The sequence below is a fragment of the Streptomyces sp. SolWspMP-5a-2 genome, from assembly GCF_900091845.1.
Lineage (GTDB): Bacteria > Actinomycetota > Actinomycetes > Streptomycetales > Streptomycetaceae > Streptomyces > Streptomyces doudnae.
Map to the genome: position 1 here is coordinate 1 of NZ_FMCI01000058.1, position 11,797 is coordinate 11,797.

General features: G+C 75.3%; 8 protein-coding genes and 2 pseudogenes. 5 read left to right on the top strand and 5 right to left on the bottom strand.

Annotated elements, in window-relative coordinates; translation table 11 throughout:
* Window positions 1-1,391 (top strand): annotated as a pseudogene (locus tag GA0115242_RS41470) (glycosyltransferase family 39 protein); the annotation flags it as partial.
* A gap of 150 nt (window positions 1,392-1,541) precedes the next feature.
* A complete protein-coding gene (locus GA0115242_RS05705) occupies window positions 1,542-2,030 on the top strand; it encodes a molybdopterin-dependent oxidoreductase (protein WP_093825167.1) in 489 nt (162 codons plus the stop codon).
* Here the strand turns inward: GA0115242_RS05705 and GA0115242_RS05710 are convergent.
* Complete coding sequence (locus tag GA0115242_RS05710; RefSeq protein ID WP_093825170.1) at window positions 1,963-4,698, bottom strand: molybdopterin-dependent oxidoreductase; 2,736 nt, start codon at window positions 4,696-4,698, stop codon at window positions 1,963-1,965. The genes GA0115242_RS05705 and GA0115242_RS05710 overlap by 68 nt on opposite strands.
* On the bottom strand, window positions 4,695-5,516 hold the full coding sequence (locus GA0115242_RS05715) for an FAD binding domain-containing protein (protein WP_093825172.1): 822 nt from the start codon (window positions 5,514-5,516) through the stop codon (window positions 4,695-4,697). Before GA0115242_RS05715 ends, GA0115242_RS05710 begins: the two co-directional genes overlap by 4 nt.
* A gap of 185 nt (window positions 5,517-5,701) precedes the next feature.
* On the opposite strand from GA0115242_RS05715, the gene GA0115242_RS41475 reads away from it, so the two are divergent.
* The 3 genes from GA0115242_RS41475 to GA0115242_RS05730 all read left to right on the top strand — a co-directional run bounded on the left by GA0115242_RS41475 (window position 5,702) and on the right by GA0115242_RS05730 (window position 9,693).
* Window positions 5,702-7,471 carry a PucR family transcriptional regulator gene (locus tag GA0115242_RS41475; RefSeq protein ID WP_237548891.1) on the top strand — a complete coding sequence of 590 codons (1,770 nt, stop codon included), beginning with the start codon at window positions 5,702-5,704 and terminating at the stop codon, window positions 7,469-7,471.
* A 23-nt stretch (window positions 7,472-7,494) separates the two neighbouring features.
* Window positions 7,495-8,430 (top strand): LysR family transcriptional regulator, encoded by a 936-nt coding sequence (locus tag GA0115242_RS05725; protein WP_093825174.1) that lies wholly within the window; start codon window positions 7,495-7,497, stop codon window positions 8,428-8,430.
* Window positions 8,431-8,532: 102 nt separating this feature from the next.
* Window positions 8,533-9,693 carry an NAD-dependent formate dehydrogenase gene (locus GA0115242_RS05730; protein ID WP_093825176.1) on the top strand — a complete coding sequence of 387 codons (1,161 nt, stop codon included), beginning with the start codon at window positions 8,533-8,535 and terminating at the stop codon, window positions 9,691-9,693.
* A 57-nt stretch (window positions 9,694-9,750) separates the two neighbouring features.
* On the opposite strand, the gene GA0115242_RS05735 is transcribed toward GA0115242_RS05730, so the two are convergent.
* The 3 genes and pseudogenes from GA0115242_RS05735 to GA0115242_RS40600 all read right to left on the bottom strand — a co-directional run.
* Entirely contained in the window at window positions 9,751-10,395 is a 645-nt protein-coding gene (locus tag GA0115242_RS05735; RefSeq protein ID WP_093825178.1) for a DUF305 domain-containing protein, read from the bottom strand.
* Between the two features lie 149 nt (window positions 10,396-10,544).
* Window positions 10,545-10,949 carry a DUF6153 family protein gene (locus tag GA0115242_RS05740; RefSeq protein WP_256089375.1) on the bottom strand — a complete coding sequence of 135 codons (405 nt, stop codon included), beginning with the start codon at window positions 10,947-10,949 and terminating at the stop codon, window positions 10,545-10,547.
* A gap of 441 nt (window positions 10,950-11,390) precedes the next feature.
* Window positions 11,391-11,797 (bottom strand): annotated as a pseudogene (locus GA0115242_RS40600) (hypothetical protein); the annotation flags it as partial.

The following is an 11,797-nucleotide window of genomic DNA, read 5'->3' on the forward strand; positions in this document are numbered from 1 at the left end:
GGGGCCCCGTCCTCGCGCTCTACGGCGGCCTCAAACTCGTCGGCTTCCTCGTCTTCCTGCACCTGCTCGACTCCACCGGGGACTTCCGCCGCAAGAACCCGCGCTTCGGCGGCGGCGCCCACGCCTGGGACGTGCTGAGCAGTTGGGACGGCTGGTGGTACCAGCAGATCGCCGTCCACGGCTACCACCCCGCGCTGATCCCGATCCCGGACGCCACGGGACCGCTCACCCTGCAGGGCAACTCGGCCGCGTTCTTCCCGCTCTACCCGGCGCTGATGAGGCTGGTCTCCGAGGTCACGGGCCTCGGTCCGTACGGCGCGGGTCTGCTGGTGTCGGTCGTCGCCTCCTTCGCCGCCGCCCTCGGCATCCACCGGGTGACCGCCGGGCTCTGGGGCCACCGGGCCGGGCTGGTCGCGGCCGGGCTGTGGGCGGTGTGGCCCGGCTCCGGCGTCGAATGGGCCGTCTACTCCGACTCCCTGTACGTGGCGCTCACCGCCTGGGCCTGCCACGCCGTCCTCGCCCGCAACTGGCTCACCGCCGGGTTCCTGACCTGCGCGGCGGGCCTCAACCGGCCGACGTCCGTCACCCTGATCGCGGCCGTGACCGTCGCCGCGCTCCTCGCGGTCGCGCGCACCCACCGGTCCGGCCGTCCCCGGGGGAGCGGGCGACGGTGGGGCGGCGGTCGTCTCTGGCGCGGTGACCGTCCCCGGTGCGGTGGCCGGTTCCGGGACGGCGGTGGCTCGTGGGACGGCCGAGGGGCGCGGCAGGTCTGCCGATGGCCGGACGGCGGCAGATTCCCGGCCGCCGACCACGCACCGGACGGTGTCCGCGCGCGGGCCGGGGAGCGGGTCCCGGACGGCGACCGTGTCCTGGCCGGTGTCGTGCGGCCGCTCGTCGCCGTGGGCGTCGCGCCGCTCGGGCTGCTCGGCTACCTCGGCTGGGTCGGCCTGCGCACCGGTGAACCCGGCGGGTACTTCGCGCTCCAATCGGGCGCCTGGCAGCACGAGTTCGACTTCGGACGGCACACCGCCACCGTGTTCACGTCCGTCCCCGTGGGCCACTTCGACTACCCCTACGCGTGGCCCCTCGCGGACGTCGTCGGCGTCGGCGTCGTCCTGCTCGCGCTCGTCCTCCTCCCGCTGCTGCTCCGGCTGCGGCCGCCCGCCGTGCTCGTCACGCACACCGTCCTGACGCTGCTGCTCGTCCTCGGCAGCCAGCAGATCTTCGGCAACGTCTCCCGCTATCTGCTGCCCGCCTTCCCGCTGTTCGTGCCGGTCGCCGTGGCGCTCAGCCGCCTCCCGACGGCGCTGCGGCTGGCGCTGCTGACCCTCGCCGCCGTCGCGTCCGGCTCCTACGCGGGCTACGTCCTCTTCGAACTCGGCGTCCCCTGACCCGGCCCGACCGGCGGTCCCGGACGTGGCGAATGCGAGGTGTGATGGCCGATATGCCTCGCATCGGCGTGCGGAAGCGGCCGTTCGTGTCCGCATCCGCGTTTGTGCGCCTCGGCGGCGCGGGTACCGTCATGCGGGAGGTGATGGCCCGTGAGCCAGTCGCTGATCCGGCCGCTCGCCCGGCTCGAACTGACCGGGGACCTCGCGCGGCCCGCCCGGCTGACCGTGCCCGACCTGCTCCGCTGGCCGCAGCACCGGGTGCGGGCCACCTTCGAGTGCGCCACCAGCGGCCCGCGCCGCCACCGCTTCAGCGGGCCCCTGCTGCACGACGTGCTCGCCGACGCCCGGCCCGGCTTCGACCCCGCCAGGCGCAAGGACCGGCTGCGCTTCCTGATCGCCGTCACCGGCACCGACGGGCACCACGCGCTGCTGTCCTGGGCCGAGATCGACCCCGACTTCGCGCACGCGCCCGTGCTGCTCGCCACCCGGATCGACGACACCCCGCTGGACGGCGCGGGACCCCAGCTCGTGCTGCCGCAGGACCGCTGCGGGGCCCGCTACATCAGCGGCATCACGGCGATCCGGGTGGACGGTGGCTACCGCTGGAGCGCAGTCCCAGCCACACCCGGTCCCGGGTGAGCGGCACCTCGGTGAAGCGGACCCCGGTCGCGTCCCGCAGCGCGTTGGCGAACGCGGGCGCCACCGGGTTGAACGGGCTCTCGCTCATGGACTTGGCGCCCAGCGGTCCGATCGCGTCGGCGGTCTGCGTGAAGTGCACCTCGGTGCGCGGCACGTCCGCGTACTGGGGGAGCCGGTAGCGCCGGAAGGCGGCCGTCTCCACCGCGCCCCGCGCGTCGATCCGCACGTTCTCGAAGAGGGTCGCGCCCAGCGCCTGGGCCACCCCGCCCTCGATCTGGCCCCGGCACTGCATCGGGTTCATCACGGTGCCCGCGTCGGCCGCGTGCACGCTGCGCAGGACGCGGATCTCGCCGGTTCCGGGGTCCACGGCCAGCAGGAACCACTGCGCGTTGAAGGCGACCGAGCGCGGGGTGCCGCCGAACCGGCCGTCGGCCGCGCACGCGAGGCCGACCGCGCGGGCCGCCTCGTACAGCTCCTTCAGCGGGAGCCGTCCGCCGGGGTGCAGGACCGCCTCCTCGGCCAGCCGGCACCCGGCGCGCGGGGCGTCGAGGTGGGCGGCGGCGAAGTCCAGGAGCTGGTCGGCGAGGGCGCGGGAGGCGCGCAGGGTGGCCTTGCCCGCGACGACGGTGCCGGTGGAGGCGAAGGCGCCGGTGTCGTGCCGTACGACGTCGGTGTCGGACTGGCGGACGGTGATCCGCTCGACGGTGGTGGCCAGCTCGGCCGCCGCGATCTGCCGGTGCACGGTCGTGGTGCCGTTGCCGAACTCCGCGGTGCCGACGGCGAGATCGAAGGTGCCGTCGGCGAGCAGCGCGGCGCGGGCGTCGGCGATGTGGCCGCCGGGCGGGCCGGTCGCGATCATCGCGAGCGCGGTCCCCTCGCCCACCAGCCACCCCTCGGGGGCCCGCGGGCGCGGTGCGGCGCGCGCCCCGCGCACCACCGCGAGACACTGGTCGAGGCCGTAGCTGGCGATGTACAGGTCCTCCTCCGCACCGCCGGGCGTGACCATCGCCTCGCCGGGACCGATGATGTTGCGGGCCTTGAACTCCAGGGGATCCAGGCCGAGTCGGCGGCCCAGCTCGTCCAGCGCCGACTCGACGGCGAACATCACCTGGCCGAGCCCGTACCCGCGGAAGGCGCCCGACGGAACGGTGTGCGTGTAGACCGCGTACGCGTCGACCTTCTTGTGCGGGGCCCGGTAGACGGCCATGGACTCGCCGACGCTGTGGAACATCACGGCGGGCCCGTGGTTGCCGTACGCGCCGGTGTCCGAGACGACGCGCAGCCGCAGCGCGGTCAGGGTGCCGTCGCGCCGGGCGCCCGCCTTGACGTCGATGGTGAACGGGTGCCTGGTGGTCGCCCCGTGGAACTGCTCGGCCCGGGTGTACTCCAGCTTCACCGGCCGCCGCAGCCGCAGCACGGCGAGCGCCACGACGTCCTCGACGAGCATCTCCTGCTTGCCGCCGAAGCCGCCGCCGACCCGGCCCGCCAGTACCCGCACGCCCTCCATGGGCAGGTCGTACAGGGCGCACAGGGCGCGGCGGGTGAGGAACGGCGTCTGGGTGCTGGAGCGGACCACGAGCCGTCCGCCGTCGTCGAGCCAGGCCACCGCGCCGTGCGTCTCCAGGCTCGCGTGCTGCACCCGCTGGGTGCGGTAGCGGCCCTCGTACACCGCGTCGGCCTCGGCGAACCCGGCCTCGACGTCGCCGATCTCGCCGTGCGCCTCGCCCACCACGTTCTCCCGGGGCCGGGAGATCCGGGCGGTCGCCGCGTCCTTGTCGTGCACCACCGGGGCGCCCGGACGCATCGCCTCCTCCGGGTCGAGGACGGCGGGCAGCACCTCGTACGTCACCTCGACCCGTCGGCAGCCCTCCTCGGCGGCGGCCTCGCTGTCGGCGACGACCGCCGCGACCCGCTGGCCGACGTGGCGGACCGTGTCGTCCAGGACCCGGGTGTCGTCCGGGTCCTCCGTCGGGTGCTCGTGGCGGGCGGTGGAGAAGTGCCGGGCGGGGGCGTCCCGGTGGGTGAGCACCGCGTGCACGCCGGGCACCCGCAGCGCCGCCGACGTGTCGATCGCGACGATTTTGGCGTGCGCGTGCGGGGAGCGCAGCAGCTTCATGTGCAGCAGGCCGGGCACCTCGATGTCGAAGGTGTAGCGGGCGGTGCCGGTGACGACCTGTGGGCCCGCGGGGGCGGGCAGGTTGCGGCCCACCGACTCGCCCGCGCGGGGCGCCTCGACATGGGTGACGCCGCGCACCGCGTCCTCGATCGCCCGGTAGCCCGTGCACCGGCACAGGTTCCCCTTGAACGCCCGCGGCAGGTCGGCCAGTTGCTCCTCGTCGAGGGCGGCGGTGGTCATCAGGAACCCGGCGGTGCAGAACCCGCACTGGAAGCCCTGCGCGTCGAGGAACCTCCGCTGCACCGGGTGGAGTTCACCGTCCGGCGCGGCCAGCCCCTCCACGGTGGTGACCGCGCGGCCGTCGGCGCGGAACGCCGGATAGAGGCAGCTGTGCACCGGCTCGCCGTCCACGTGGACCGTGCAGGCCCCGCAGTCGCCCGCGTCGCAGCCCTTCTTCACCCCGAACCAGCCGCGTTCGCGCAGATAGGTGCGCAGGCACTGCCCGGCCCGCGGCTCCTCCTCGAAGGACCGCCCGTTGACCTCGACCCTCATCGCGCCCCCTCCGCCAACTCGCGCCTGATCTCCTCCGCCAGACGGAACGTCATGTGCCGTCGCCACGCGGGGAGTCCGTGGATGTCGTCCCACCACACGTCGTCGGCGACCGCCGCCCCCAGCGCGTCTCTGAGCGCGCCCGCCGTCGGCGCCGACGCGAACCGCAGCCGCACCGGCCGGACGGTGGACGCCGTCACCGTGACCGCCACCGAGCCGTCGACGGGGTCGGCGGTGCCGATCACCAGCACCGCGGAGCGGCCGAGGCCGTACAGCGACGTCTGCCGGAACGCGGTGCGGCAGCCCAGCGCGCGGGACGGCAGGGTCACCGAGCGCAGCAGCTCGCCCTCGGCCAGGTCCTTGCGGCCCGTGCCGGTCACGAAGCCGGTGACCGGCACCCGGCGCCGCGTCCCGTCCTGGGCGAGGAGCAGACAGGTGCCGTCCAGGGCGGCGGTCAGCGAGATCATCGGGCCCGCGGGCAGGGCGTTGCACAGGTTGCCGCCGACCGTGGCCATGTTCCAGATCTTGAACGAGGCGAGGAAGGCCCGGCAGCACTGCTCGAAGAGCGGCGTGGCCGGGACGTCCAGCTCCTTCGCGAACCGCGAGAGCGTGGCGATCGTGCAGGTGGCGGCCAGTTCGAGCGAGCCGTCCCGGCGCGTCCGCGCGGGCGTCCAGCCGGTGCGGCTCAGGTCCACCAGGCGGCGCAGGTGCGGCTGCGGCTCCGAGAACAGGAACGTGCCGCCGCCCAGCCAGGCGTCGCCGGGCCGCCAGGGCGCCGGTACCCGCGCGTCCCGGATCTCCTCCACCGTGTTCAGGTCCATGACCGACAGTGAAGCAACGCGCACCCGTCCCGGACGACTGGTGCCGTGCACGGAATGCACGGCGCGGGAAGCGCCCGCGCTGGAGGATCCACCAAGAGATGTTCCCCCACGATGCCCTTGCATTTACGATGCTGAAACCCACGTTCACCTGGTGAATGCGAGGGCGGCGCGAGGAGTCTGAGCACATGCACGTCGAACACCTCCTGGGGGACGACTCCCTGGGCCTGCGCCTGCTGTGGGCCGACAGCACCGTGCTGCGGCGGGAGATCAGCGGGGTGACCGTCACCGACCTGGAGGACCCGTCCCGGTTCGTGCGGCCCGGCGAGGCGGTGCTCAGCGGGCTCGTGTGGTGGCGCCGGGAGGACGGCGCCGAGCGCGCGGAACGGTTCGTCGCCGCGCTGCGGGACGCCGGGGCCGCCGTGCTGCTCGCCGGGGAGGAGACCCACGGCACCGTCCCCGCCGACCTCGTCGCGGCCTGCGAACGGCACCGGGTGCCGCTGGCCGCCGTCCCCGCCCATGTGCTGTTCCGCGCCATCACCGACACCGTGTACCTGCGCCAGTGGGGCGAGTTGAGCCGCCACCACGCGCTGCCCGAGCAGGCACGCGGACGGCTGAGCAGGCTGCTGGCCCGGGACGCGGGCCCCGACGCCCTGCTCGCCGCCGCCCTCGCCCACCTCGACCGCACGACCGCCTACGTGCTCACGCCGTCCGGCCGCACCGTCGCGGCGACCCCTGACGCGCCCGCGCTCCCGGCCCGGGAGGCCGCCGCACTGGTCGAGGCGGGGGCGGTGCCGGTCGAGGCGGAGGCGGTGTCGCCGTACGAGCGCTGGCACCTGCACCTGCCCGACGTCACGGCGGTGCCGCCGCGCATGGTGCAGGAGATCGCCGCGGTGCTCGGCCGCTGCCAGGAGTCGGCGGCCAGACGGCGGGCCGCCGAGCACCAGGCCGCCGACGAACTCGGCGCCCTGCTCGCCGTCCCCGACCCCGACCGGGGCGCGGTCGAGGCCGCCCTGCGCGCGTGCGGGCTCCTGCCGGAGGGGCCGCACCGGGTGCTGGTGGCCGAGGCCCGCCACGAGGGGCAGGCCGAGGCCGCGCTGACCGAGGCGGCGGCCCACCTCCCGGGTCCCTCGGCGGTCGGCCGCCTCCCCGACGGCCAGGCCTTCGCGCTGGTCCCGGCCGAACCCGCGACCGACCTCGCCGGAACCTGGTCCCTGGTGACGGCGTGCGCCCCGGACACCCCGGTGCACGCGGGCACGGGCACCGGACCGAGCACGGGAGCGGGACCGGGACCGGCGCCAGCGCCGACGGTCGGGACTGGTGGGGCCGGTGGGGCCGGTGGGGCTGACGGGACTGGTGGGCGGTCCGGTAGGACGACGGCCGAGACCGGTGGGCCGGGTAGGGCGGGTGGGACCAGTGGGACCGAGCGGGGCGGGGGCTCCGGTCGGGGTGGTGGTTCCGGTTCGGACGGTGGGGTCGCGCAGGCGCGGGGACCGGCACGGGGGGTCGAGGCGCGGGGGCCGGGCCCGGGGGTCGGGGCTCGGGGGCTCAGTGGGGCGCTGGCCGAGGCGCGTTGGGCGCTCGCGTCCGCCCGGACCACCTCGCCCGGCGTCTCCGCCGTCGCCGACTCCACCGGGCTCGACGGCCTCGGCGCGCTGCTCACCGGGATACCCGCCGAGGTGCGCGCCATCTACAGCAGTACCGTGCTCGGCCCCCTGCTGCGCCCGAGCAGCGCCTCCACCGCGGCCCTGCTGGAGACGCTGGAGGTCTTCCTCGCCCACGACGGCTCCTGGGCCCGCACCGCGGAGGCCCTCCACCTGCACGTCAACACCGTGCACTACCGGGTCGGCCGCATCGAGCGCCTCACCGGCCGCGACCTCTCCCGGCTCCCGGACCGTCTCGACCTCTGGGCCGCGCTGCTGTGCCGCCCCGACCATGGGAGCGGCACCACACCCTGACCCCTCGTGAGCGGAGGCCGCGCATGCTCCTGCGCCAGTTGGAATACCTCGTCGCGCTCGCCAGGGAACGGCACTTCGCCCGCGCCGCCGCGGCCTGCCACGTCTCCCAGCCGTCCCTGTCCGCCGCGGTCCGCCGGCTGGAGCACGAGCTGCGGGTGCCGATCGTGCGGCGCGGCAACCGGTACGAGGGCCTCACCCCGGAGGGCGAGGTCGTCCTCGCGTGGGCGCACCGCATCATCGCCGAACGCGACTCCCTGCAACAGGAGTTGGCGGCGCTGCGGGGCGGCCTCACCGGCACCCTGCGGCTCGGGGTCGTGCTCACCGCGCTGCCCGCGGCGACCCTCCTCACCACCCCGTTCTGCGACCGCCATCCGCGCGCCGGTGTCAGCGTCGTCTCCCTCTCCACCGTCGACCTCACCCACGGACTGACCGAGTTCGCACTCGACGTCGCGATGACCTACCTCGACGACGACACCCCGCGCCAGGCCCGCCGCTTCCCGCTCTACGAGGAGCGGTACGTGCTGCTCACCCCGGTCGACGGGCCCCTCGCCGGGGTCGCGCGGGCCCGCTGGTCGGAGGCCGCCGCGCTGCCGCTGTGCCTGCTCAACCCGCGGATGCGCAACCGCCGCATCATGGACGAGTGCTTCGCCGCCGACGGTGCCACCGCCCGGCCCGCGATCGAGTCCGACAGCGTCGCGGGCCTGTACGCGCACCTGCCCGGCGGACGCTGGTCGAGCGTCATCTCGCACGCCTGGCTCCTGCTGTTCGGGGTGCCCGACGGCATGCGGGTCGTCCCCCTCGACGGCCCCGCGCACGGCCCGCGCGTCGGACTGGTCGTCGCCCGCGGCGAACCCGTCCCGGTCCTCGCCGGGGCCTTCCTCGCGGTGGCCAGGGAGGCGGGGGTGCGCGACGCCCTGGACACGCTGCTGCGCACCTACCTCCCCGACGTCGGCCGATAGCCGCGGGCTATCCCGGCATAACCAGGAACGTTTTGACCGCGGCCGGACACCCCCGCGACGCTGAACGGCACGTCACCTACACGCCAGCCGAGGAGCCGTGTCATGGCCAAGGTGCTCTGCGTCCTGTACGACGACCCCACCGACGGATTCCCCACCGAGTACGCCCGCGACGACATCCCCGTCATCGACCGGTACCCCGGCGGCCAGACCACCCCGAGCCCCGAGGCGCTCGACTTCACCCCCGGTCACCTGCTCGGCAGCGTCTCCGGCGAACTCGGCCTGCGCGCCTGGCTGGAGAAGGCGGGCCACACCCTCGTCGTCACCTCCGACAAGGAAGGACCCGACTCCGTCTTCGACCGCGAACTGCCCGACGCGGACGTCGTCGTCTCGCAGCCCTTCTGGCCCGCCTACCTCACCCCCGAGCGGATCGCCGCCGCGACCCGGCTGAAGCTCGCCGTCACCGCGGGCATCGGCTCCGACCACGTCGACCTCGACGCGGCGGTCGCGCACGGCGTGACGGTCGCCGAGGTGACGTACTCCAACAGCGTCAGCGTCGCCGAGCACGTGGTGATGATGACCCTCTCCCTGGTGCGCAACTACCTTCCCTCGCACCGGGTCGTCCTGGACGGCGGCTGGAACATCGCGGACTGCGTGGCCCGTTCGTACGACCTGGAGGGCATGCACGTCGGCACGGTCGCCGCCGGACGCATCGGCCTCGCCGTGCTGCGCCGCCTCGCGCCCTTCGACGTGACGCTGCACTACACCGACCGGCACCGGCTGCCGCGCGCGGTGGAGGAGGAGTTGGGCCTCACCTTCCACGAGAGCGCCGCCGCGATGGTCCCGCACTGCGACGTCGTCACCGTGAACGCGCCCCTGCACCCGGAGACCGAGGGCCTCTTCGGCGACGAGCTGCTCTCCACCATGAAGCGCGGCGCCTACCTCATCAACACCGCGCGCGCCCGCATCGCCGACCGCGACGCCGTCGAACGGGCCCTGCGCAGCGGCCGGTTGGCGGGATACGCGGGGGACGTCTGGTACCCGCAGCCCGCTCCCGCCGACCACCCCTGGCGGACCATGCCGCACCACGGCATGACCCCGCACGTCTCCGGCTCCTCCCTCTCCGCGCAGGCCCGTTACGCGGCCGGGACGCGGGAGATCCTGGAGTCCTTCTTCGCGGGCCGCCCGATCCGCGACGAGTACCTGATCGTGGACGGCGGCGGACTCGCGGGCACCGGGGCCCACTCCTACTCCGTCAACGGCTGACCCGGCGGCGGCGCGGGCGGGGCCGGGTCAGCAGCACCGGCCCCGCCCGCGCGCGTCCTACTCCGAGCCGAGCAGCCGCTTCATCTCGGTGATCTCGGCCCGCTGTGCGTCGGCGATGTCACCGGCCAGCGCGGTGGCCGGGGGGTAGGCGCCCTTCACCCGCTCCGCCGAGGCCATCGCGACGGCGCCCTCGTGGTGCGCGACCATCATGGTCAGGAACCGGGTGTCGAAGTCCGTCCCCGACGCGTCCCCCAGTGACGTCATGTCCTCACCGCCCATCATGCCGGGCATCGACGTGTGGCCCATGTGCTGCGCCGCGCCGGACCCGGGAACGTCCTCGCCCCAGGCCCGCAGCCAGCCGGACAGGGTGCCGATCTCCGGGTCCTGGGCCTTCTCGATCCGCGCCGCGATCTCCCGCACCCGCGCGGACGAGGCCCGGTCGGCGGCCAGCCGCGCCATCTCCAGGGCCTGCCGGTGGTGCGGCACCATGCCCTGCGCGAAGGCGACGTCCTGCGCGTTGTGGGTGGCGGCGGTGGCGGACGCGGACGCCGTCGCGCCGTGGCCGGTGCGGTCGGCACCCTGGCCGTCGCCTCCGCAGGCGGCCAGGGAGAGGACGGCGGTGGCGGCGAGGACCGCCGGAAGGACGGCGCGCCGGACGCCGCTCGGGGAACCGCCCTGGACGAGGTGTCGGATGGTGCGCATGCTGAACTCCGTTGCTGTGGGCGCGAACGCGGTGCACGCGGACGCGGAGGACGTGCGGGATCACGGCACGGGTGCACCGGTACGCCGCCGGAGAGCCGGGAGCCGGAGAGGCCGGAGAGCCGGACGGGCGGCGCGGTGCTGAAGGGGGCCTATATCCGCAGCAGTTGGAGTGCGGCGAGGGACGGTGGCGCGCGGGCGCCGTCCGGTGCCGCCGCCGGGCAACCCCGCACGTCACCCGCGGGGGCGACGCCGGTCGACGGGTCGGCCGTGAGGGCGGGCAGTGCGGGACCCCCGCCCACCGCGCCCGACGCGCACATCTGATCGGCGTGCCGGACGTGCCCGCCGTCGCGCTGCCCGGCGTCCGCGCAGCCCCCGTGGGCCGCAGCGCTCATGGCGGTGTGCGAGGGGACGGCGGTGGACGTGGGGTGGGCGCCGCCGCCCCCGGGAGCCAGCGCGTGCATCGCGAACAGCCCGGCCAGCAGCGCGAGCACCAGCGCCCACCGCCAGCGCACGGCGGGCGGCATCGCGGGGGTCGGCTGCGTGCGGGCTGTCACGCGCCCATGCTACGCAGAGGGACCCGCGCCCCTGCTCCGCCGTCCAGGTGAGCCCGGTTGTGCCAGTGCAGCCAGTGGGCGAACGCTTCCCCGCGTTCGTGGTCTGAGGTGCAGGGCTTCCGGTAGGCCCCTTCGTCGAGCAGGGCGGGACGCCGCTGACGCCGGCCGGGTCCCGCCCGCGCCCCGGCACCCGGACCGGCCCTGGGGGGCGGGTGTCAGCCGGGGGTCCGCTCCTCCGTCTCCGTGCGGGGCCGGGGAGCGGGCGGGCGTCCGCTCGTCCAGATCCGCATGACCCGCAGGACGGGGGAGAGGTCGGGGAGGTCGCCCTCGCCGCCCAACGGAGGCGCGGGCAGGCGGAGTTCGCGGACGGGTGGGCCGGAACCGGTCGCGTCCCGGGCCGGGTCCGGTGCCCCGCCCGCGCATCCGCCGGTCGCCGTCACGTCAGCCGGTCGCGGACGGGTCGGAGGCGTCGAGCCGCAGGTACGTGCTGGTCAGGGTCTGCGGCGCCGGGGTGAAGACGCGCAGTCTGACCCGGGTCCCCGCTCGGGTCGGCAGGTCGAAGCGCCCGTCGGGCGGCCGGACGGCCACCGTCACCGTGCCGTGCGCGGGTACCGTCGCCGGGCCCCGCACCACCGACCAGAACCTGGACATGCCCTGGCTCGTGGTCAGCATGTAGTGCGGAGTCAGCTTGCTGGTACCGGAGTTGGTGACCCGCAGGGTCAGCCGGGCGACCGCGTGCGCGCCGTCCCGCCGCACCCCGGTGACCGCGAGCCGCAGGGGCGGCGACCCGGTGACCGCCACCCCCGCGCTCACCAGCGCCGGGCAGAGCACCAGGACCGCCGCCGCGA

Bases quoted from the DNA above. Each gene is read 5' to 3' on its own strand.
- GA0115242_RS41475 (WP_237548891.1), top strand. From the start codon at position 5,702: ATGCACGTCGAACACCTCCTGGGGGACGACTCCCTGGGCCTGCGCCTG.
- GA0115242_RS05735 (WP_093825178.1), bottom strand. From the start codon at position 10,395: ATGCGCACCATCCGACACCTCGTCCAGGGCGGTTCCCCGAGCGGCGTC.
- GA0115242_RS05710 (WP_093825170.1), bottom strand. From the start codon at position 4,698: ATGAGGGTCGAGGTCAACGGGCGGTCCTTCGAGGAGGAGCCGCGGGCC.
- GA0115242_RS05730 (WP_093825176.1), top strand. From the start codon at position 8,533: ATGGCCAAGGTGCTCTGCGTCCTGTACGACGACCCCACCGACGGATTC.
- GA0115242_RS05725 (WP_093825174.1), top strand. From the start codon at position 7,495: ATGCTCCTGCGCCAGTTGGAATACCTCGTCGCGCTCGCCAGGGAACGG.
- GA0115242_RS05715 (WP_093825172.1), bottom strand. From the start codon at position 5,516: ATGGACCTGAACACGGTGGAGGAGATCCGGGACGCGCGGGTACCGGCG.